Source organism: Burkholderia sp. 567 (genome assembly GCF_040545115.1).
Classification (GTDB): Bacteria; Pseudomonadota; Gammaproteobacteria; order Burkholderiales; family Burkholderiaceae; genus Burkholderia; species Burkholderia ambifaria.
In genome coordinates, this window is record NZ_JBEPLG010000001.1 from 748,211 (window position 1) to 769,056 (window position 20,846).

Annotated in this window: 18 protein-coding genes; 14 read left to right on the forward strand and 4 right to left on the reverse strand. The window is 66.4% G+C overall.

The window, feature by feature from the left end; genetic code table 11:
• Positions 1-436 precede the first annotated feature (436 nt).
• Complete coding sequence (locus tag ABIC50_RS03550) at positions 437-769, forward strand: YnfA family protein (protein WP_011656489.1); 333 nt, start codon at positions 437-439, stop codon at positions 767-769.
• 43 nt (positions 770-812) lie between these two features.
• Here the strand turns inward: ABIC50_RS03550 and dnaQ are convergent, their stop codons facing one another.
• Genes dnaQ through ABIC50_RS03565 form a run of 3 tightly spaced genes read right to left on the reverse strand, consistent with a single transcriptional unit; the run spans position 813 to position 2,838 of the window.
• A complete protein-coding gene (gene dnaQ / locus ABIC50_RS03555; RefSeq protein ID WP_175655941.1) occupies positions 813-1,547 on the reverse strand; it encodes a DNA polymerase III subunit epsilon in 735 nt (244 codons plus the stop codon).
• A gap of 38 nt (positions 1,548-1,585) precedes the next feature.
• Entirely contained in the window at positions 1,586-2,029 is a 444-nt protein-coding gene (gene rnhA, locus ABIC50_RS03560) for a ribonuclease HI (protein WP_006758689.1), read from the reverse strand.
• Positions 2,026-2,838, reverse strand: coding sequence for a class I SAM-dependent methyltransferase (locus ABIC50_RS03565; RefSeq protein ID WP_006750294.1), 813 nt, complete (start codon positions 2,836-2,838; stop codon positions 2,026-2,028). Before ABIC50_RS03565 ends, rnhA begins: the two co-directional genes overlap by 4 nt.
• An 18-nt stretch (positions 2,839-2,856) precedes the next feature.
• On the opposite strand from ABIC50_RS03565, the gene gloB reads away from it, so the two are divergent.
• From gloB to ABIC50_RS03605, 8 genes are all read left to right on the forward strand, one after another.
• Positions 2,857-3,738 (forward strand): hydroxyacylglutathione hydrolase, encoded by an 882-nt coding sequence (gene gloB / locus ABIC50_RS03570; RefSeq protein ID WP_354161608.1) that lies wholly within the window; start codon positions 2,857-2,859, stop codon positions 3,736-3,738.
• Positions 3,739-3,889: 151 nt separating this feature from the next.
• Complete coding sequence (locus ABIC50_RS03575) at positions 3,890-5,464, forward strand: transglycosylase SLT domain-containing protein (protein WP_354161611.1); 1,575 nt, start codon at positions 3,890-3,892, stop codon at positions 5,462-5,464.
• A gap of 159 nt (positions 5,465-5,623) precedes the next feature.
• On the forward strand, positions 5,624-6,856 hold the full coding sequence (locus ABIC50_RS03580; protein ID WP_354161614.1) for an MFS transporter: 1,233 nt from the start codon (positions 5,624-5,626) through the stop codon (positions 6,854-6,856).
• A gap of 363 nt (positions 6,857-7,219) precedes the next feature.
• Positions 7,220-8,365, forward strand: coding sequence for a glutamine-hydrolyzing carbamoyl-phosphate synthase small subunit (gene carA, locus ABIC50_RS03585; RefSeq protein WP_006750298.1), 1,146 nt, complete (start codon positions 7,220-7,222; stop codon positions 8,363-8,365).
• Between the two features lie 37 nt (positions 8,366-8,402).
• The gene (gene leuE, locus ABIC50_RS03590; protein WP_105833746.1) at positions 8,403-9,074 is read left to right on the forward strand and encodes a leucine efflux protein LeuE; all 672 of its coding nucleotides are present in this window, start codon (positions 8,403-8,405) and stop codon (positions 9,072-9,074) included.
• A gap of 60 nt (positions 9,075-9,134) precedes the next feature.
• Positions 9,135-12,389, forward strand: a complete 3,255-nt coding sequence (gene carB, locus ABIC50_RS03595) for a carbamoyl-phosphate synthase large subunit (protein WP_006750300.1) — start codon at positions 9,135-9,137, stop codon at positions 12,387-12,389.
• Positions 12,390-12,507: 118 nt separating this feature from the next.
• Positions 12,508-12,984 carry a transcription elongation factor GreA gene (gene greA, locus ABIC50_RS03600; protein WP_006758682.1) on the forward strand — a complete coding sequence of 159 codons (477 nt, stop codon included), beginning with the start codon at positions 12,508-12,510 and terminating at the stop codon, positions 12,982-12,984.
• 14 nt (positions 12,985-12,998) lie between these two features.
• Positions 12,999-13,457, forward strand: a complete 459-nt coding sequence (locus ABIC50_RS03605; protein ID WP_354162176.1) for a DUF4149 domain-containing protein — start codon at positions 12,999-13,001, stop codon at positions 13,455-13,457.
• A gap of 65 nt (positions 13,458-13,522) precedes the next feature.
• On the opposite strand, the gene ABIC50_RS03610 is transcribed toward ABIC50_RS03605, so the two are convergent.
• Positions 13,523-14,050, reverse strand: coding sequence for a YhbY family RNA-binding protein (locus tag ABIC50_RS03610; protein ID WP_012363551.1), 528 nt, complete (start codon positions 14,048-14,050; stop codon positions 13,523-13,525).
• Between the two features lie 193 nt (positions 14,051-14,243).
• Between ABIC50_RS03610 and ABIC50_RS03615 the strand changes: the two genes are divergently transcribed.
• The 5 genes from ABIC50_RS03615 to pstS all read left to right on the forward strand — a co-directional run bounded on the left by ABIC50_RS03615 (position 14,244) and on the right by pstS (position 20,820).
• A complete protein-coding gene (locus ABIC50_RS03615; protein WP_012363552.1) occupies positions 14,244-14,906 on the forward strand; it encodes an RlmE family RNA methyltransferase in 663 nt (220 codons plus the stop codon).
• A gap of 166 nt (positions 14,907-15,072) precedes the next feature.
• Positions 15,073-16,968, forward strand: a complete 1,896-nt coding sequence (ftsH, locus tag ABIC50_RS03620; protein ID WP_011656500.1) for an ATP-dependent zinc metalloprotease FtsH — start codon at positions 15,073-15,075, stop codon at positions 16,966-16,968.
• Between the two features lie 76 nt (positions 16,969-17,044).
• On the forward strand, positions 17,045-17,938 hold the full coding sequence (gene folP / locus ABIC50_RS03625; protein WP_471685942.1) for a dihydropteroate synthase: 894 nt from the start codon (positions 17,045-17,047) through the stop codon (positions 17,936-17,938).
• A 36-nt stretch (positions 17,939-17,974) separates the two neighbouring features.
• Complete coding sequence (glmM, locus tag ABIC50_RS03630; RefSeq protein WP_006758676.1) at positions 17,975-19,330, forward strand: phosphoglucosamine mutase; 1,356 nt, start codon at positions 17,975-17,977, stop codon at positions 19,328-19,330.
• A 455-nt stretch (positions 19,331-19,785) separates the two neighbouring features.
• Positions 19,786-20,820, forward strand: a complete 1,035-nt coding sequence (pstS, locus tag ABIC50_RS03635) for a phosphate ABC transporter substrate-binding protein PstS (RefSeq protein ID WP_105833742.1) — start codon at positions 19,786-19,788, stop codon at positions 20,818-20,820.
• The last annotated feature ends 26 nt before the right edge of the window (positions 20,821-20,846 follow it).

The window sequence follows — 20,846 nt, forward strand, 5'->3', positions numbered from 1 at the left end:
GCACAGGGGGCAGCAAGAGGCCGTAAGGGATTGCTTCGACGCGGGCCCGATGGGCCGTCGCGACGGTGCGCTCATGAAGAATGGGCCGCGTGATGCGAGCGGCGGATGCCGGTGCGGACGGGGTCCGGTGTTCCGGCAACTGCCCCGGAGGGGCAACGAAACGAGAAAAGCGGGCCTGTCGGGCGGGCTTTCCTGTGGATGCAATTCCGGTCGAAGCACCGGCCCGCAACGCGCGGACGGACTTCTCTCGAAATCGAATAGACAGAGATTGAATGTTGAAACAGGCGACATGATAGCACGATGACAGACGATCGTGCAAATTGCCCGGAATCCCCCGTGGGGCGGGGGTTCCGGCGCGCTCGGCTCCGGTATGATCGGCGGCGCGCGGCGGGGTCGGGCGGCTCGCCGGGCGACAGGAGAATTCACGAGGAACCGGATGACCGAACTGATGAAGATCGCGGCGCTGTTCGCCGTTACCGCGCTGGCCGAAATCGTCGGCTGCTACCTGCCGTGGCTCGTGCTGAAGGGCGGGCGGCCCGTGTGGCTGCTGGTGCCGGCCGCGCTGTCGCTCGCGCTGTTTGCGTGGCTGCTGACGCTGCACCCGAGCGCCGCGGGGCGCACGTACGCGGCGTACGGCGGCGTGTATATCGCGGTGGCGCTGATCTGGCTGCGGGTGGTCGACGGCGTCGCGCTGACGCGCTGGGATGCGGCGGGCGCGGTGCTCGCGCTCGGCGGGATGGCCGTCATCGCGCTGCAGCCGCGCGCATAAGCGCGGCTGCAGGCGAGACTTTCGGGACGCGCAGGACGCCGCGTCAGGCGGCTTCGGCGGTGTCCACCTCGGCGGACGTGCGCCACACGCACGTGCCCTTGACCGACTTGTCGAGTTCGTCGAGCTGCGTCTGGTGGGCGGCAAGCTCGTCGTCGCTTGCCGCGAGAACCGGCAGGGCGAGCGACGCGAGCGATACGCGCTGGCCGTTCGCCGCACCGCCGTCGGCGCCTGCGTCATCGAGCATGTCGATCACGAGGCTGTCCTGGCCGCGCGTCATCGCGAGATACACCTCGGCGAGCAGCTCCGAGTCGAGCAGTGCGCCGTGCAGCGTGCGATGCGCGTTGCTGATGCCGAACCGGTCGCACAGCGCGTCGAGCGAGTTGCGCTTGCCCGGGAACATCTGCTTGGCCTGCACGAGCGTGTCGATCACGCCGCCGCAATGCTCGGTGAACGGCGGTAGGTCGAGCCGCGCGAATTCGGCGTCGAGAAACCCGAGGTCGAACGGCGCGTTGTGGATGATCAGCTCGGCGCCTTTCACGAAGTCGCGAATCTGGTCGACGACTTCCGCGAACTTCGGCTTGTCGCTCAGGAACTCGGTGGTGAGGCCGTGCACGGCCAGTGCGCCCGGATCGCTGTCGCGCTCGGGGTTCACGTAGATGTGCAGGTTGTTGCCGGTGAGCCGCCGGTTCAGCAGCTCGACGCAGCCGATTTCGATCAGGCGGTCGCCCGTGCGGGGGTTCAGGCCGGTGGTTTCGGTATCGAGAATGATCTGGCGCATGTCGGATAAATCGGGAAAGACAATAGGGTGGCCTGAATTCAGGCCACGAGCGATTCGACGCCGCGATTCGCGAGCGCGTCCGCACGTTCGTTTTCGGGATGGCCGGCGTGGCCCTTCACCCAGCGCCACTCGATCTCGTGTTGTACGACGAGCGCGTCGAGCCGCTTCCACAGGTCGGCGTTCTTCACCGGCGTTTTCGCCGCGGTGACCCAGCCTTTTTTCTTCCAGCCGTGGATCCACTCGCTGATGCCTTTCTGCACGTACTGCGAGTCGGTATGGACGATCACGCGGCACGGCCGCTTGAGCGCTTCGAGCGCGCCGATCACGCCCATCAGTTCCATGCGGTTGTTGGTCGTGTTGGGCTCGCCGCCGAACAGCTCTTTTTCGCGGTCGCCGTAGCGCAGCAGGGCGCCCCAGCCGCCGGGGCCGGGGTTGCCCTTGCAGGCGCCGTCGGTATAAATGTCGATGGTGTCGGTGGTCATGAGTGTTCTTGATGGGTGGTCGGGGTGGCCGCCGGCGTGAGGCCCGGCGCGAGCACCGGCTTTTTCATCTTGATCTGGCCGACGAGGCGCATGCCGCGCACGCGCTTGACGGCCGTGACCATGTAGACCGCGCCGAAGATCGGCCACCAGCGGTCGCCGGCGGCTTCCATGAAGCCGTAGCGGGCAAGCCATTTGTCGGTGACGAGCGGTGGCCGGTAGCAGCCGAAGCGGCCGCGCTCGAGATCGAAGCCGAGCAGCTTGATCCAGTCCTTGAGCCGGATGAACGCGATCTGATCGCGCGCGGCCGGCACGAACGGGCGATTCGCCATGCGCCCGAACGATTGCCGCATGCCCCACAGGCTCAGCGAATTGAACCCGGTGATCACGAGCTGGCCTTCCGGCATCAGCACGCGTTCGGCCTCGCGCAGCAGCCGGTGAGGGTCGGACGTGAATTCGAGCGTGTGCGGCATCACGATCAGGTCGACGCTCTGCGACTCGAACGGCAGGTCGAGCAGGTCGCACCACGTCGTGCTGCGATCGGCCGGCGCATGTTCGGGCCCGCGCGCCTCGCGCGCCCATGGATACTGGTAGGGCGCGCTCGCGCCGCTCGCCGGATCGAGCACGAGGCCGCGATACGGCATGCGGTTCTCGCGCAGCGCGTCGAGCTGCGGCAGGCCGAGCTGGAGCGCGTGAAACCCGAACACGTCGGACACGATCCGGTCGAGCTGCGCCTGCTCCCAGCCCAGCACGTAGCGGCCGGGCGGCGAGTCGGTCCAGGCGGGCCAGTCTATAATTTGTGGATCGGACATAACGTTGATTGCGCGCCCATGAACGAGCTGGAATACGTGCCGGTGCCGGCATTCGAAGACAACTACATCTGGCTCGTGTCGGACGGCCGCGATGCGATCGCCGTCGATCCGGGTGAAGCCGCGCCGGTACGCCGTGTTCTTGCGGAACGCGGCTGGCGGTTGACCGCTATTTTACTCACGCACCACCACGCCGACCATGTCGGCGGTGTCGCCGCACTGCGAGATAGCCAACCGGACGATGCGCCGCTCGTGGTTTACGGCCCCGCAGCCGAGGCGATCGGCGTGGTCACGCGGCCGCTCGCGGGCGGCGATCGCGTGACGCTCGACGCACCGGCGCTCGCGTTCGACGTGCTCGACGTGCCCGGTCACACGCGCGGCCACATCGCGTATTTCCAGGCGGCCGGCGTAGGCGCGGCCGGCATAGGCGCGGCCGGCATAGGCGCGGCCGGCGTAGGCGCGGCCGGCGCAGGCAAGGCCGGTCAAGGCGCGGCCACGCCGCACGTGTTCTGCGGCGACACGCTGTTCTCGTGCGGCTGCGGCCGCCTGTTCGAAGGCACGCCCGCGCAGATGCTCGCATCGCTCGACGCGCTCGCGGCGCTGCCCGGCGACACGCGCGTGCATTGCGCACACGAATACACACTGTCGAACATCCGCTTCGCGCTCGCGTGCGAACCGGGCAATGCGGCGCTCGCCGCGTGGCGCGACGACGCGCAGGCGCTGCGCGCGCGCGGCGTGCCGACGCTGCCCACCACCATCGCGCACGAACGTGCGGTCAACCCGTTCATGCGCGCGGACAGCGCGGCGATCCATGCGACGCTCGAGGCGGAGCTGCACGAAAGGGTGCCGGATCGTCTGGCGGCATTCACGCTGATGCGCGAGTGGAAAAATCGTTTCCGATGACGCATTCCGGAGGACTCCAAACCTCAGGTGGCGCCTGTAAAAATTGCTCCAAATGTAGGATTTCGCTGAGTTTTCGGTGTTTTTATTGACGTGAAGCACGCACTTCCGTAGTATCGCCTGCAATTTCCAGCCGTCGGAAGCCGAGATTTTCATGCGACTTATATTGAGTGCGATGGTGGTCCTGCTACTCGCCGCTTGTGCGAGCCAGGCTCCTGTCGCCAACAACGCCGCCGATTCGCAGGCGACGTCCAACTACCTCCGTAAATCAGCCACCGCCAAAGAAACTGTCGACGTCGACAAGCAATCCGTCGGCGACCTGACCAGTGCGGACTCCGATCTCTGGGGCCGCATCCGTCGCGGCTTCCAGATGCCCGACCTGCAGAGCGACCTCGTCGACATGCAGACGACGTGGTACACGCAGCGTCCCGATTACGTGCAGCGCATGACCGAGCGCTCGCAGAAGTACCTGTATCACATCGTCGAGGAACTCGAGGCGCGCCACATGCCGACCGAGCTCGCGCTGCTGCCGTTCATCGAATCCGCGTACAACCCGCAGGCGCTGTCGGTCGCGAAGGCGGCCGGCATGTGGCAGTTCATGCCGGGCACGGGCCGCACGTACAACCTGAAGCGCAACATGTGGCAGGACGAGCGTCGCGACGTGCTCGCGTCGACGAGCGCCGCGCTCGACTACCTGTCGCGCCTGCATGACATGTTCGGCGACTGGTATCTGGCGCTGGCCGCCTACAACTGGGGCGAGGGCAACGTGCAGCGCGCGATCGCGCGCAACCAGGCGGCCGGCCTGCCGACCGACTACCAGAGCCTGCGGATGCCGAACGAGACGCGCAACTACGTGCCGAAGCTGCAGGCGGTGAAGAACATCATCGCGAGCCCGCAGCAGTACGGCCTCGTGCTGCCGGACATCCCGAACCACCCGTACTTCGTGACGGTCACGACGTCGCGCGACATCGACGTGGCGGTGGCCGCGAAGCTCGCGAACCTGTCGCTCGACGAATTCCGCTCGCTGAACCCGTCGTTCGCGAAGCCGGTGATCCTCGGCGCGACCGAGCCGCAGATCCTGCTGCCGTTCGACAATGCAGCGGCGTTCGAGAAGAACCTGAAGGCGCACAACGGCCAGCTGTCGTCGTGGACCACCTACACGGTCAGCGAGCGCGCGCGTCCGGCCGCGATCGCCGAGAAGATCGGTGTCGACGCCGATACGCTGATGTCGATCAACAAGATTCCGGCCGGCATGCGCCTGAAGCCGGGTTCGACGATCGTCGTGCCGCGCGGCGATGACGACGACGAGGACATCAGCGCGGACGTCGCCGAAAATGGCGTGCTCGCGATGGAGCCCGACGTGCCCGACACGCGCAAGATGCTGATCCGCGTGCGCCGCAAGCAGTCGATGGCCGCACTCGCCGGCCGCTACGGCGTGTCGGTCGGCCAGCTGAAGGCATGGAACCGCACGCACCGCGATATGGTGATGCCGGGCCAGGCGCTCGTGCTGCACGTGCCGGTTGGCCGTGCGGTGCCGGCGGAACCAGGTCCGGAGCGGATCGCGACGTCGGCGGCCGGCGCGCATATCGAGCGCGCGAGCCTGTCCGTCGGCGGCAAGTCGCGTGGCGCGAAGCACGCCGCCGCGAAGCCGGCGGCCCGCGCGGCGAAGGCGGCTCCCGCGAAAGCGGCACCGGCCAAGGCTGCTGCCAGCAAGAGCAAGAAGAAGTAACGCGGTCGCGGTCGCAACGCAGCGGTCCGTGCGGGCCGCGCGATTGCGTTATCATCCGACGAAACGCGAGGCAACGCCGTCACCGAGGTGACGGCGTTTTCATTTGTGCGCGGCGGCGCGGCCGCTGTTGCGCCAGACGTGGAACAACAAGGAGAGGCGATGTCATCGGTGCAGGCGAGGGTGCTCGCGCTGTTTGCGATCGGGTATTTCGTGTCGTACGTGTTCCGCGGCGTCAATCTCGGCTTCGCGCCGTTCGTCACGCACGAGCTCGGGCTGTCGGCCGCCGATCTCGGGCTGCTCACCAGCCTTTATTTCCTCGGCTTCGCAGGCGCGCAGATTCCGGCCGGCGTGCTGCTCGACCATTTCGGCCCGCGCCGCGTGACGGCCGGGATGCTGCTGTTCGCGGCGGCCGGCGCCGCGGTGTTCGGCGTCGCCCACGACCTCGGCACGATGATGATCGGCCGGCTCCTGATCGGCGTCGGCGTATCGGTGTGCCTCGGTGCGGCGTTCAAGGCGCTCGCGCAGCATTTTCCGGTCGGCCGGTTGCCGCTCCTCAACGGTCTCGTGATGGCGGTCGGCGGCCTCGGCGGCGTCGCGGTCGGCTCGCCGCTGACCTGGCTGCTCGGATTCGCGAGCTGGCGCGCGATCTGCGGCGGCCTCGCGGTGCTGACGATCGTCGTCGCCGCCGCGATCGGCTTCGGCGCGCCGGAAGCCGAACGGCCGCGCCACCAAGGCGGGCTCGTCAGCCAGTTCAAGGGCACCTGGCACATCCTGAGCAGCCGCGCGTTCTGGAAGATCTCGTCGTTCTCGGTCGTCACGCAGGGCGTGTTCTATGCGATGCAGTCGCTGTGGGTCGGGCCGTACCTGCGCGATGTCGCGGGGTTCGATGCGCAGCGCGCGGCCCAGCTCGTGTCGGTGCTCGGCTTCGCGATGATGGCCGGCTGCGTCGGCTTCGGCGCGGCGGCGCGCATGCTCGAGCGGCGCGGGGTGTCCGTCCAGGCGTTTTGCGGCGTCGGCATGGCGCTGTTCGTCGCGACGCAAGCCGCGATCGTCGCGCGCGTCCCGCTGCCGCCGGCCGTACTATGGGCGGCGTACGGGATGTTCGGCGGCGTCGGAATCCTGACCTATGCGGTGCTGGCCCGTCATTTCCCGGCCCATCTGATCGGCCGCGCGAACACGACGCTCACGCTCGTGATCTTCGTGCTGATCTTTGCGTTCCAGATCGGTATCGGCGCGGTGCTGTCGCACTGGCCGGCGATCGACGGCCATTACCCGGCTGCCGCACACTTCACTGCGTGGAGCACGCTGCTCGCGCTGCAGCTCGCGAGCGCGGTCTGGTACGCGTGGCCTGCGCGCGGCACTGGCAAGCAGGGTGATCCGGCGGTACGCTGACGGGTAGGGCGTCCCGCGCAAACGGGGCCGCAGCAGCGCGCGCGGTGCGCGGTCGCGGCAATGTCAGACGCGCCGCATGCAGGATCGGACGGCCATATCGATTGAAGATAGGGCCATTTTCGGGCTATAATTTGAAAGTTTGTGCTGATCAACCTCGCACCCTAGCGCCTACCTCACTCATCCCGTTCATCCGCCGCACGCCGCCTGTCGGGCGATGCCGCGAAGCCTCGTGCGCCACGCGCCGGGTTCGCGTCTCGACAACGCAGGTCGCGTCCAGCTAGCGACTCCGCGCGCCCACGCAGCGCGGCGCACGCGCGGCAGGGTAAACAGGTCGGCAGCAGGGTGTTCCCCAAGGAGCCTCCCGTGTTGCCGTCTTTTTCTCCCGCCTTGCTTGCACTCGCCGACGGCACGGTCTTTCGTGGTTATTCGATCGGGGCCGAAGGCCATACGATCGGTGAAGTCGTGTTCAACACCGCGATTACCGGCTATCAGGAAATCCTGACCGATCCGAGCTACGCGCGTCAGATCGTCACGCTCACTTACCCGCATATCGGCAACGTCGGCATCAACGCCGAAGACGTCGAAGCCACGAAAGTCCATGCCGCCGGCCTGATCATCCGTGATCTGCCCACGCTCGCATCGAACTTCCGCATGGACCGCACGCTCGGCGATTACCTGCGCGACGAAGGCGTCGTCGCGATCGCCGGCATCGATACCCGCAAGCTGACCCGTATCCTGCGCGACAAGGGCGCGCAGAACGGCTGCATCCTGGCCGGTTCGGACGACGAGGCGAAGGCGATCGAGCTCGCGCGCTCGTTCCCGGGCCTCGCCGGCATGGATCTCGCGAAGGTCGTGTCGACCACGAAGCCGTTCGAGTGGAAGCAGACCGAATGGCGCCTCGAAGGCGGCTACGGGATGCAGGAATCGCCGAAATACCGCGTCGTCGCGTACGACTTCGGCGTCAAGTACAACATCCTGCGCATGCTCGCGGAACGCGGCTGCCAGGTGACGGTGCTGCCGGCGCAGGCCAGCGCGGCCGACGCGCTCGCGCTGAATCCGGACGGCATCTTCCTGTCGAACGGCCCCGGCGACCCGGAGCCGTGCGACTACGCGATCGCTGCCACGAAGGAATTCATCGAGCGCGGCGTGCCGACCTTCGGCATCTGCCTCGGCCACCAGATCATGGGGCTCGCGGTCGGCGCCAAGACGCTGAAGATGAAGACGGGCCACCACGGCGCGAACCATCCGGTGAAGGATCTCGGCGACGGCCGCGTGGTGATCACGTCGCAGAACCACGGCTTCGCGGTCGACGCGGATTCGCTGCCGGCCAATGCGCGCGTGACGCACGTGTCGCTGTTCGACGGCACGCTGCAGGGCTTCGAGCTGACCGACAAGCCGGCGTTCTGCTTCCAGGGCCACCCGGAAGCGTCGCCCGGCCCGCACGACATCGGCTATCTGTTCGACCGTTTCACCGCCCTGATGGACGCGGCGCAGCAGCGCAACGCCTGACGCCACTGAAGCAACCGAAGAACGGGAGATTCGCATCATGTTCGGCCACGCACTCGGCATCACGGATATCTGGACCTACGTGTTCGGCGTGATCTTCATCATCCTGCTGCCGGGGCCGAACTCGATGTACGTGCTGTCGCTCGCGGCGCAGCGCGGCGTGAAGGCCGGCTATCGCGCGGCCTGCGGCGTGTTCGTCGGCGATACGGTGCTGATGGTGCTGTCGGCCGCGGGGGTCGCGTCGCTGCTGAAGACGAACCCGCTGCTGTTCTCCGTCGTCAAGTACGGCGGCGCCGCGTATCTGCTGTACATCGGTGCCGGGATGCTGCGCGGCGCGTGGCGCAAGCTGCGCGCACGCGCCGATGCGCCGGCCGACGCGCCGCTCGCGGTCGACGGCGAGCGCTCGTTCGACAAGCCGTTCCGCAAGGCGCTGATCGTGAGCCTCCTGAATCCGAAGGCGATCCTGTTCTTCATCTCGTTCTTCATCCAGTTCGTCGACCCGGCATTCCCGCATCCCGCGCTGTCGTTCGTCGTGCTCGGGGCGATCGCGCAATGCGCGAGCTTCCTGTACCTGAGCACGCTGATCTTCGCGGGTGCGCGGCTCGCCGAGCATTTCCGCCGCCGCCGCAAGCTCGCGGCGGGTGCGGCGAGCAGCGTGGGCGGCCTGTTCATCGGTTTCTCGGTGAAGCTCGCGCTCGCCACCATGAGTTGAGCGCAGCCGGCCGACCCGCGACAACGCCACGACCAAGATTACTTACTGAATTCACAAGCCATGCCAAAACGCACAGACATCAAAAGCATCCTCATCATCGGCGCCGGCCCGATCATCATCGGCCAGGCTTGCGAGTTCGACTATTCGGGCGCGCAGGCTTGCAAGGCGCTGCGTGAAGAGGGCTACAAGGTCGTCCTCGTGAACAGCAACCCGGCGACGATCATGACCGACCCGAATACGGCCGACGTCACGTACATCGAGCCGATCACGTGGGAAGTCGTCGCGCGCATCATCGAGAAGGAGCGCCCGGACGCGATCCTGCCGACGATGGGCGGCCAGACCGCGCTGAACTGCGCGCTCGACCTGCATCACCACGGCGTGCTCGAGAAATTCGGCGTCGAGCTGATCGGCGCGTCGCCGGAAGCGATCGACAAGGCGGAAGACCGCCAGAAGTTCAAGGACGCGATGACCAAGATCGGTCTCGGCTCGGCGAAGTCGGGCATCGCGCACTCGATGGAAGAAGCGACCCAGGTGCACGCCGAGATCATGGCGTACACCGGCGGCAGCGGCTATCCGATCGTGATCCGTCCGTCGTTCACGCTCGGCGGCTCGGGCGGCGGCATCGCGTACAACCGCGAAGAGTTCGAAGAGATCTGCAAGCGCGGCCTCGACCTGTCGCCCACCCGCGAACTGCTGATCGAGGAATCGCTGCTCGGCTGGAAGGAATACGAGATGGAAGTCGTGCGCGACCGCGCCGACAACTGCATCATCGTGTGCTCGATCGAAAACCTCGACCCGATGGGCGTGCACACCGGCGACTCGATCACGGTCGCGCCGGCGCAGACGCTCACCGACAAGGAATACCAGATCCTGCGCAACGCATCGCTCGCGGTGCTGCGCGAGATCGGCGTCGACACGGGCGGCTCGAACGTGCAGTTCTCGATCAACCCGAAGGACGGCCGCATGGTCGTCATCGAGATGAACCCGCGCGTGTCGCGTTCGTCGGCGCTCGCGTCGAAGGCGACCGGCTTCCCGATCGCGAAGGTCGCGGCGAAGCTGGCGGTCGGCTACACGCTCGACGAGCTGAAGAACGAAATCACCGGCGGCCAGACGCCGGCGTCGTTCGAGCCGACGATCGACTACGTCGTCACGAAGATTCCGCGTTTCGCGTTCGAGAAGTTCCGTGAAGCCGATTCGCGCCTGACCACGCAGATGAAGTCGGTCGGCGAAGTGATGGCGATCGGCCGCACGTTCCAGGAATCGTTCCAGAAGGCGCTGCGAGGCCTCGAAGTCGGCGTCGACGGTCTCGACGAGAAGTCGACCGACCGCGACGAGATCGCGATCGAGATCCACGAGCCGGGCCCGGATCGCATCTGGTACGTCGGCGATGCATTCCGCATCGGCATGACGGCCGAAGAGATCTTCGCGGAAACCGCGATCGACCCGTGGTTCCTCGCTCAGATCGAGCAGATCATCCTGAAGGAAAAGGCGCTGTCGGGCCGCACGCTCGCGTCGCTGACGTTCGACGAGCTGCGTTTCCTGAAGCAGAGCGGCTTCTCCGACCGCCGCCTCGCGAAGCTGCTCGGCGCGACGCCGGAAGACGTCCGCAAGCGCCGCGTGGAGCTGAACGTGCGCCCGGTCTACAAGCGCGTCGACACCTGCGCGGCCGAGTTCGCGACGAAAACCGCGTACATGTACTCGACCTACGAGGAAGAGTGCGAGGCGCAGCCGACCACCAACAAGAAGATCATGGTGCTGGGCGGCGGCCCGAACCGGATCGGCCAGGGCATCGAGTTCGACTACTGCTGCGTGCACGCGGCCCTCGCGATGCGTGAGGACGGCTACGAAACGATCATGGTCAACTGCAACCCGGAAACGGTGTCGACCGACTATGACACGTCCGACCGCCTGTACTTCGAGCCGCTGACGCTCGAGGACGTGCTGGAAATCGTCGACAAGGAAAAGCCGGTTGGCGTGATCGTCCAGTACGGCGGCCAGACGCCGCTGAAGCTCGCGCTCGACCTCGAGGCGCACGGGGTGCCGATCGTCGGCACGTCGCCGGACATGATCGACGCGGCCGAAGACCGCGAACGCTTCCAGAAGCTGCTGCAGGACCTCGGTCTGCGCCAGCCGCCGAACCGCACCGCGCGCGCCGAAGAAGAAGCGCTCGCGCTGGCGGCCGAAATCGGCTACCCGCTCGTCGTGCGCCCGTCGTACGTGCTGGGCGGCCGCGCGATGGAAATCGTCCACGAGCCGCGCGACCTCGAGCGCTACATGCGCGAGGCCGTGAAGGTGTCGAACGATTCGCCGGTGCTGCTCGACCGCTTCCTGAACGACGCGATCGAATGCGACGTCGACTGCATCTGCGACGGCGAAGCGGTGTTCATCGGCGGCGTGATGGAGCACATCGAGCAGGCAGGCGTCCACTCGGGCGACTCGGCATGCTCGCTGCCGCCGTACTCGCTGTCGAAGGAAACCGTGGCCGAGCTGAAGCGCCAGACGGGCGCGATGGCGAAGGCGCTGAACGTGGTCGGCCTGATGAACGTGCAGTTCGCGATCCAGCAGGTGCCGCAGGCGGACGGCTCGAAGCAGGACATCATCTACGTGCTCGAAGTGAACCCGCGCGCATCGCGCACGGTGCCGTACGTGTCGAAGGCGACCAGCCTGCCGCTCGCAAAGATCGCGGCGCGCGCGATGGTCGGCCAGAAGCTCGCGCAGCAGGGCGTGACGAAGGAAGTCGAGCCGCCGTACTTCAGCGTGAAGGAAGCGGTGTTCCCGTTCGTCAAGTTCCCGACCGTCGATCCGGTCCTCGGGCCTGAAATGCGTTCGACCGGCGAAGTGATGGGCGTCGGGCAGACGTTCGGCGAAGCGCTGTTCAAGTCGCAGCTCGCGGCCGGTTCGCGCCTGCCGGAGTCGGGCACGGTGCTGCTGACCGTGATGGACGCCGACAAGCCGAAGGCGGTCGAAGTCGCGCGCATGCTGCACGACCTCGGCTACCCGATCGTCGCGACCAAGGGCACGGCTGCCGCGATCGAAGCGGCCGGCGTGCCGGTGAAGGTCGTCAACAAGGTGAAGGACGGCCGTCCGCACATCGTCGACATGATCAAGAACGGCGAGATCGCGCTCGTGTTCACGACGGTCGACGAGACGCGCCAGGCGATCGCCGATTCGCGTTCGATCCGCATGAGCGCGCAGGCGCACAAGGTCACGTACTACACGACGATGTCGGGCGCGCGCGCGGCCGTCGAAGGCTTGCGCTACCTGAAGGATCTGGAAGTCTATGATTTACAAGGTCTTCACGCTCGCCTAAACTAAGCAGTCAGTTTCCTGTCGAAGCAACACGTGCCGCGGTTAAGCGGTGTTTCCGGTTCACCGGAAATGCGCTTAATCGCGGTGATTTTTTTTATAGCCGTTATTATCGATTGAGCCGTTTATGAGCACCATTCCGTTGACAAAGCGTGGCGCAGAGCAACTGCGCGATGAATTGCAGCGCCTCAAGTCCGTCGAGCGGCCGGCCGTGATCAACGCGATCGCGGAGGCCCGCGCACAGGGTGATCTGTCCGAAAACGCCGAATACGACGCAGCGAAGGAAAAGCAGGGCTTCATCGAGGGCCGTATCGCGGAACTCGAATCGAAGCTGTCCGCCGCGCAGGTCATCGACCCCACCGTGCTCGATGCCGAGGGCCGCGTGGTCTTCGCGTCGACGGTCGAACTCGAGGATCTCGAGTCGGGCGACACCGTCAAGTATCAGATCGTCGGCGACGACGAAGCCGATATCGACCACGGCCTGATCTCGGTCAGCTCGCCGATCGCACGCGCGCTGATCGGCAAGTCCGAAGGCGACGTCGCGGCCGTGCAGGCGCCGAGCGGCGTGCGCGAGTACGAAATCATTTCCGTCAGCTACATCTGAAGCCGGGCGACGTGATGCCGCATCGCGTGTTCCGTCTGCTGTCGGCCGTGTGGGTCGGCAGCCTGCTGACGATCGGGTATGCGGTCGCGCCCGTGCTGTTCAAGACGCTGGAGCGGATGACGGCCGGTACGGTCGCCGCCCAGCTGTTTCGCATCGAGGCGATCGTCGGTGTCGTGTGTGGCGTGCTGCTGCTCGCGCTGTCGAATCAGCAGGTGCGGCGCGGCAGCGGCGATTATCGCCGCGTGCGCTGGATCGTCGCGGCGATGGTCGCGTGCGTGCTGGTCGGGTATTTTGCGCTGCAGCCGTTCATGAACGCGCTGCGCGTGGCCGCGATGGAAGCGGGCACCGATATCGCGAACTCGCCGTATGCGAGCCGCTTCGGGATGCTGCACGGCGTCTCGAGCCTGTTCTATCTCGTCGAGAGCGTGCTGGGGCTGATGCTGATCTGGCGTCTGCCGGCGCGCGACGCCTGAACGGCCCTCATTAGCCTGAGCGCCGCACGGGCAGGGCACGGGATGCCCCGTGCCGCCCGGCAGGATTACTTGTCCTGGTGCGGCCGCTTCGTGCTGGCCTGACGCTTTTTCGCGCGCTTCACCGTGCCGCCCGCCGTCACGCGCTCATTGCCGCGCACGACGACCTTGGTCGGCTTCGGGCGACGCACGGGGCTCGCGTTCGGCGACACCTTGACGACCTTGACGGTGCGCGGTGCGCGGCCTTTCCTGTCGTCGCTGGCTTCGGCCGCGCTCGGCAGCGTGCCGGCACGACGGCCGCGGGCCGGGGTTGCCACAGCGGCCTCGGGCTTCCAGATCACCAGCAGCTTGCCGATGTGCTGGATCGGCGCGGCGCTCAGGCGGTCGCAGATCTCGTCGTAAATGGCGACGCGCTCGTCGCGCTCGTCACCGAACACGCGGATCTTGATCAGCTGGTGCGCGGCGAGGTGCACCTTGATTTCCTTCAGCACTGCGTCGGTGAGCCCTTCGGCGCCGATCAGCACGACGGGCTTGAGCGCATGGGCCTGGGAGCGCAGCGCGGAGCGCTCGGCGGGGGAAAGCGAAAGGGCGGGCATGGAAATGTCGAAATCTAGATAAGGGGCGCTGCGTCAGAAGCGAATCGCGGGAAGTTACCGCATCAGCCGCGCGCCGAAACCACGTAAAATCGCGGCTTGGGCCTCAGAAGGGGCCGCAGCCGCGCGAAGAAGACGCGTATTATCCGCCAAAAGCACGGCTTCACGAAGCAAATAGCAGCAATCTCTCTCTCGAATGGCAAAAAACCGCTTCAACCAGCACTGGCTGCACGACCACATCAACGACCCGTACGTCAAAATGGCGCAGCGGGAGGGCTATCGCGCGCGTGCCGCGTACAAGCTGAAGGAAATCGACGAGCAGGACAAGCTGATCCGTCCGGGCCAGGTGATCGTCGACCTCGGCGCGACGCCGGGCAGCTGGAGCCAGTATGCCCGCAACAAGCTCGCGCAGGGCAAGAAGCGCGACACGCAACGCGAAGGCGGCATCGACGGCACGATCATCGCGCTCGACCTGCTGCCGATGGAGCCGATCGCCGACGTCCACTTCATCCAGGGCGACTTCCGCGAGGACGACGTCCTCCGGCAGCTCGAAGATGTGCTCGAAGGTCGCGCGGTAGACCTTGTTATTTCCGACATGGCCCCCAACCTCTCGGGCGTAGCCTCGGCGGACGCAGCACGCATCGAGCATCTGTGCGATCTGGCGCTTGAATTCGCGCAGAACCATCTGAAGCCGGATGGTGCGCTGCTCGTGAAATGCTTTCACGGCAGCGGCTACAGCCAGATCGTCGAGAAGTTCAAGCAGCAGTTTAAGGTGGTCGCGCCCCGCAAGCCGAAGGCGTCGCGCGACAAATCGTCCGAAACATTCATTTTGGGCCGGCAGCTGAAGCAACCGCGGTGACGCGGAGCGCGGTGCCGCAAACGGGCTCCGGCCCTTGCCAGACAAGCGAAGCGCTATCGCAGCGGTTGTCAATGCTTATGGCAGGGGTGGTCGGACTGGATTAGAATGACCGAGGAGCGCCGCAAGGAAAATGTAGGCGCTCGTCTACGAGTGAAGGAGTGGTGCTTTGAACAACAATATGTTTTCGAAGGCAGCAGTGTGGCTGGTGATCGCACTGGTGCTGTTTACGGTGTTCAAGCAGTTCGACAAGCCCCGCGTCCAGGAAGGTGTGTCCTATTCGCAGTTCATGGACGACGCCAAGAACGGCAAGGTCAAGAACGTCATCGTGCAGGGGCGCAACCTCACCGTCACTCCGTCTGATGGCCAGAAATACCAGATCGTGTCGCCCGGCGACATCTGGATGGTCGGTGACCTGATGAAGTACGGCGTGCAGGTCAGCGGCAAGGCGGACGACGAGCCGAACGCGCTGATGTCCGCGCTGTATTACCTCGGGCCGACGATCCTGATCATCGTGTTCTGGTTCTACATGATGAGGCAGATGCAGGGGGGCGGCAAAGGCGGCGCATTCTCGTTCGGGAAATCGCGTGCGCGGCTGATCGACGAGAACAACAACGCGGTCAACTTCTCCGACGTCGCGGGCTGCGACGAAGCGAAGGAAGAAGTGTCCGAGCTCGTCGACTTCCTGCGCGATCCGCAGAAATTCCAGAAGCTGGGCGGGCGCATTCCGCGCGGCGTGCTGCTCGTCGGTCCTCCGGGTACCGGCAAGACGCTGCTCGCCCGTGCGATCGCCGGTGAAGCGAAGGTGCCGTTCTTCAGCATCTCGGGTTCCGACTTCGTCGAAATGTTCGTCGGTGTCGGCGCGGCCCGTGTGCGCGACATGTTCGAGCAGGCGAAGAAGCACGCACCGTGCATCGTGTTCATCGACGAAATCGACGCGGTCGGTCGCCATCGCGGCGCCGGCATGGGCGGCGGCAACGACGAGCGGGAGCAGACGCTGAACCAGATGCTGGTCGAGATGGACGGCTTCGAGGCGAACTCCGGCGTGATCGTGATCGCCGCGACCAACCGTTCCGACGTGCTCGACAAGGCGCTGCTGCGTCCGGGCCGTTTCGACCGCCAGGTCTATGTCGGCCTGCCGGACATCCGCGGCCGTGAGCAGATCATGCGCGTGCACCTGCGCAAGGTGCCGATCGCGAACGACGTCGATGCAGCGGTCATCGCGCGCGGCACGCCGGGTTTCTCGGGCGCCGATCTCGCGAACCTCGTGAACGAAGCGGCGCTGTTCGCCGCACGTCGCGGCAAGCGCATCGTCGAGATGCAGGATTTCGAGGACGCGAAGGACAAGATCTTCATGGGTCCGGAGCGCAAGTCGGCGGTGATTCGCGAGGAAGCGAAGCGCGCGACGGCTTACCACGAGTCGGGCCACGCGGTGATCGCGAAGCTGCTGCCGAAGGCCGACCCGGTGCACAAGGTCACGATCATTCCGCGCGGTCGCGCGCTGGGCGTCACGTGGCAACTGCCGGAGCATGACAACGAGACGTACTCGAAGGACTACCTGCTCGATCGCCTGGCGATCCTGTTCGGTGGTCGCGTGGCCGAGGAGCTATTCCTGAACCTGATCAGCACCGGCGCGTCGGACGACTTCAACAAGGCGACGCAGACGGCACGCGCGATGGTGGCCCGTTTCGGCATGACCGACGCACTCGGACCGATGGTCTACGTCGACGACGAGAGCGACAACGGCCCGTTCGGCCGCGGCTTCACGCGCACGATCTCGGAAGCGACGCAGCAGAAGGTCGACGGCGAAATCCGCCGCGTGCTCGACGAGCAGTACAACCTTGCGCGCCGCCTGCTCGAAGAGAACCGCGACAAGGTCGAGGCAATGACGGCCGCGCTGATGGAGTGGGAAACGATCGACGCCGATCAGATCAACGACATCATGGAAGGGCGTCCGCCGCGCTCGCCGAAGAGCTCGCCGGCTGTCGGCGGCGACTCGTCGGGTGGTGGCACGACCGCCGAAGTGAAGCCGGCCAACGCGCCGGCGCCTGCTTCGCCGGCCTGAGCGCCGCTGTAGCACCGTTCACGGGCTGGTGTGGCTTCACACCGGCCCGTTTTGCATTCATCAACGCCTCCCGCCCGTGTCCGATTCCGCTGTTTCCGCGTTCATCCCCGCGCCGCTCCAGTGCGGCCGTTTCTCGCTGACGTTCGAACGCCCGCTCGTGATGGGCATCCTCAACGCAACCCCCGATTCGTTTTCCGACGGCGGCCGCTTCCTCGCGCGCGACGATGCGCTGCGCCAGGCCGAGCGGATGATCGCCGAAGGCGTCGAACTGATCGACATCGGCGGTGAGTCGACGCGTCCCGGGGCGCCGCCCGTGCCGCTCGACGAGGAGCTCGCGCGCGTGATCCCGCTCGTCGAGGCGCTGCGGCCGCTGAACGTGCCGCTGTCGATCGACACCTACAAGCCGGCCGTGATGCGCGCGGCGCTCGCGGCCGGCGCCGACCTGATCAACGACATCTGGGGGTTCCGCCAGCCGGGTGCGATCGACGCGGTGCGCGACGGCAACAGCGGGCTGTGCGCGATGCACATGCTCGGCGAGCCGCAGACGATGCAGGTCGGCGAGCCCGACTACGGCGACGTCGTGACCGACGTGCGCGACTTTCTCGCCGCGCGTGCGCAGGCGCTGCGCGACGCGGGCATCGCGCCGGAGCGGATCTGCGTCGATCCGGGCTTCGGGTTCGGCAAGGCGGTGGTCGACGACAACTACGCGCTGCTGGCCGCCTTGGCGGACACGGCGCCCGCGCGGCCTGACGGGCGCGCGTATCCGATTCTCGCGGGCATGTCGCGCAAGTCGATGCTCGGTGCGGTGATCGGCGGCAAGCCGCCGATGGAACGCGTCGCGGCGAGCGTGGCGGCCGCGCTGTGCGCAGTCGGGCGCGGCGCCGCGATCGTGCGCGTGCACGACGTCGCGGCGACGGTCGACGCGCTCAAGGTCTGGAACGCCGTGCGCGAAGCCGCGCGGCAACGATAAGTCAGAATTCAGAAAGACGAAGGAGGAAGATTCGCCATGGGACGTCGATATTTCGGCACGGACGGCATTCGCGGCACGGTAGGCGAGGCGCCCATCACGCCTGATTTCGTGTTGCGTCTCGGCTATGCGGCCGGCAAGGTACTGGCCGGCACGGCCGACGTCGCGGCCGGCGCGCGTCCGACGGTGCTGATCGGCAAGGACACGCGCGTGTCGGGCTACATGCTCGAGGCCGCACTCGAGGCCGGGTTCTCGGCGGCCGGCGTCGACGTGATGCTGGCCGGCCCGATGCCGACGCCGGGCGTCGCCTACCTGACGCGCGCGCTGCGCCTGTCGGCCGGCGTCGTGATCAGCGCATCGCACAACCCGTATCAGGACAACGGCATCAAGTTCTTTTCCGCGGACGGCAACAAGCTGCCCGACGATACCGAAGCCGCGATCGAAGCGTGGCTCGACAAGCCGCTCGAATGCGCATCGTCGGACCGGCTGGGCAAGGCGCGCCGCCTGGAGGACGCCGCCGGCCGCTACATCGAGTTCTGCAAGAGCACGTTCCCGGCCGCATACGATCTGCGCGGGCTGAAGCTCGTGATCGACTGCGCGCACGGCGCCGCGTACCAGATCGCGCCGCACGTGTTCCACGAACTCGGCGCGGACGTGATCCCGATCGGCGTCGCGCCGAACGGCTTCAACATCAACGACGGCGTCGGCGCGACGGCGCCCGACGCACTCGTGCGCGCGGTGCGTGCGAACCATGCGGATCTCGGCATCGCGCTCGACGGCGACGCGGACCGCCTGCAGGTCGTCGATTCGACGGGCCGGCTGTACAACGGCGACGAACTGCTCTACGTGCTCGTGAAGGACCGCATCGCGACGGCCGGCAAGGTCGACGGCGCAGTGGGCACGCTGATGACGAACCTCGCGGTCGAGGTCGCGTTGCAGCGCGAGGGCGTGCCGTTCGTGCGCGCGGCGGTCGGCGACCGCTACGTGCTCGAGCAGCTGCGCGAACGCGGCTGGCAGCTCGGCGCGGAAGGCTCGGGCCACATCCTGTCGCTCGACCGCCATTCGACCGGCGACGGCATCGTGTCGGCGCTGCTCGTGCTCGCCGCGCTCAAGCGCAGCGACCGCACGCTCGCGCAGATGCTGGACGGCGTCACGCTGTTCCCGCAGAAGCTGATCAACGTGCGGATGAAGCCGGGCGCGGACTGGAAGGGCAGCGCATCGATTCGCGCGGCGATCGACGCGGCCGAAGGCGCGCTCGCGGGGAGCGGCCGCGTGCTGATCCGCGCATCGGGCACCGAGCCCGTGCTGCGGGTGATGGTCGAGGCGCAGCAGGCCGCCGACGCGACCCGCCACGCGGAAGCGATCGCAGACGCGGTGCGGATGGCGACGAGCTGAGCCGAACCGGCGACGGCGCGCGACGCTCCGACCGAGGGCGCGCCTGCCGCTGCAATGAATCGACCTGCGGCGCCTTCGGGCGCCGCAATTCATCAGACGCAAAGGTTTGCGCTATTAAATAGAAGGGGCTTCGGCGCGGATTTCATCTGACCGAACAAATCATCCGACCCTGAGCAGAAGCGGCGTCAGAGCAGGGCATTGCCCGCCTGTTTTTCACCGCGACTGAATCGCCCGCGCACCCGCCAAAGGGTGCCCACATCGTCCCTCCCTGACCGGCAATTCTTGCCGCTGTCCCCGCCGCGCCTGGCCTCCGCGGCCCATCGCACCACCCCGGATACACCCTTTCAACCAGTCATGTTACTGTCACGCCAGTTTCATCGATTGTCACATTATCGTCATGAGGAGCCCCTAACCTTCGCGGTGCCGTAGTCATCCGCTCACACACTGGAGGTCTCATGAAATTGATGCAAACCGCGATTGCCGGCCTGGCTGGCGCGCTTTTCGCCGTTGCCGCGCACGCTGCCGACATCACGGGCGCAGGTAGCACGTTCGCCATGCCGATCTATACGAAATGGGCTGCCGACTACCAGCAGTCCGGCGGCGCGAAGGTGAACTACCAGGGTATCGGTTCGTCGGGCGGCCTGAAGCAGATCAACGCGAAGACGGTCGATTTTGCCGGTTCAGACGCTCCGCTGAAGGATGAAGAGCTCGCGAAGGAAGGCCTGTTCCAGTTCCCGACGGTGGTCGGCGGCGTGGTGCCGGTCGTCAACGTGCCGGGCGTGAAGGCCGGTGAACTGACGCTGTCGGGCCCGGTGCTCGGCGACATCTACCTCGGCAAGATCAAGAAGTGGAACGATCCGGCGATCGTTGCACTGAACCCGAAGGTCAAGCTGCCGGACACGGACATCGCGGTCGTTCGCCGCGCTGACGGCTCGGGCACGAGCTTCATCTGGACGAACTACCTGTCCAAGGTGAACGACGAGTGGAAGTCGAAGGTCGGCGAAGGCACGACGGTCAACTGGCCGACGGGCACGGGCGGCAAGGGCAACGACGGCGTCGCGGCCTTCGTGCAGCGCCTGCCGGGCGCGGTCGGCTACGTCGAGTGGGCGTACGCGAAGAAGAACAACATGGTCTACACCGCGCTGAAGAATTCGACGGGCACGGTGGTCGAACCGAAGACGGAAACGTTCAAGGCCGCCGCGGCCGGCGCGAACTGGTCGAAGTCGTTCTACCAGATCCTGACGAACCAGCCGGGCAAGGATGCATGGCCGGTCGTCGGCGCGACGTTCGTGCTGCTGCACGCGAAGCAGGACAAGCCGGAGCAGGGCGCCGAAACGCTGAAGTTCTTCAGCTGGGCGTTCAAGAACGGCGAGAAGGCGGCCGACAGCCTGGACTACATCTCGCTGCCGCCGGCAGTCGAGGCGGAAATCCGCAAGCAGTGGAAGACGAAGGTCACGGACGCATCGGGCAAGCCGGTCGCCGCGGAGTAAGCATTGCAGCGGTTCACTGCCCGGCC

Coding starts and splice junctions, on each gene's coding strand:
- ABIC50_RS03550 (WP_011656489.1), top strand. CDS start 437: ATGACCGAACTGATGAAGATCGCGGCGCTGTTCGCCGTTACCGCGCTG.
- dnaQ (WP_175655941.1), bottom strand. CDS start 1,547: ATGCGCCAGATCATTCTCGATACCGAAACCACCGGCCTGAACCCCCGC.
- rnhA (WP_006758689.1), bottom strand. CDS start 2,029: ATGACCACCGACACCATCGACATTTATACCGACGGCGCCTGCAAGGGC.
- ABIC50_RS03565 (WP_006750294.1), bottom strand. CDS start 2,838: ATGTCCGATCCACAAATTATAGACTGGCCCGCCTGGACCGACTCGCCG.
- gloB (WP_354161608.1), top strand. CDS start 2,857: ATGAACGAGCTGGAATACGTGCCGGTGCCGGCATTCGAAGACAACTAC.
- ABIC50_RS03575 (WP_354161611.1), top strand. CDS start 3,890: ATGCGACTTATATTGAGTGCGATGGTGGTCCTGCTACTCGCCGCTTGT.
- ABIC50_RS03580 (WP_354161614.1), top strand. CDS start 5,624: ATGTCATCGGTGCAGGCGAGGGTGCTCGCGCTGTTTGCGATCGGGTAT.
- leuE (WP_105833746.1), top strand. CDS start 8,403: ATGTTCGGCCACGCACTCGGCATCACGGATATCTGGACCTACGTGTTC.
- carB (WP_006750300.1), top strand. CDS start 9,135: ATGCCAAAACGCACAGACATCAAAAGCATCCTCATCATCGGCGCCGGC.
- greA (WP_006758682.1), top strand. CDS start 12,508: ATGAGCACCATTCCGTTGACAAAGCGTGGCGCAGAGCAACTGCGCGAT.
- ABIC50_RS03605 (WP_354162176.1), top strand. CDS start 12,999: ATGCCGCATCGCGTGTTCCGTCTGCTGTCGGCCGTGTGGGTCGGCAGC.
- ABIC50_RS03610 (WP_012363551.1), bottom strand. CDS start 14,050: ATGCCCGCCCTTTCGCTTTCCCCCGCCGAGCGCTCCGCGCTGCGCTCC.
- ABIC50_RS03615 (WP_012363552.1), top strand. CDS start 14,244: ATGGCAAAAAACCGCTTCAACCAGCACTGGCTGCACGACCACATCAAC.
- glmM (WP_006758676.1), top strand. CDS start 17,975: ATGGGACGTCGATATTTCGGCACGGACGGCATTCGCGGCACGGTAGGC.
- pstS (WP_105833742.1), top strand. CDS start 19,786: ATGAAATTGATGCAAACCGCGATTGCCGGCCTGGCTGGCGCGCTTTTC.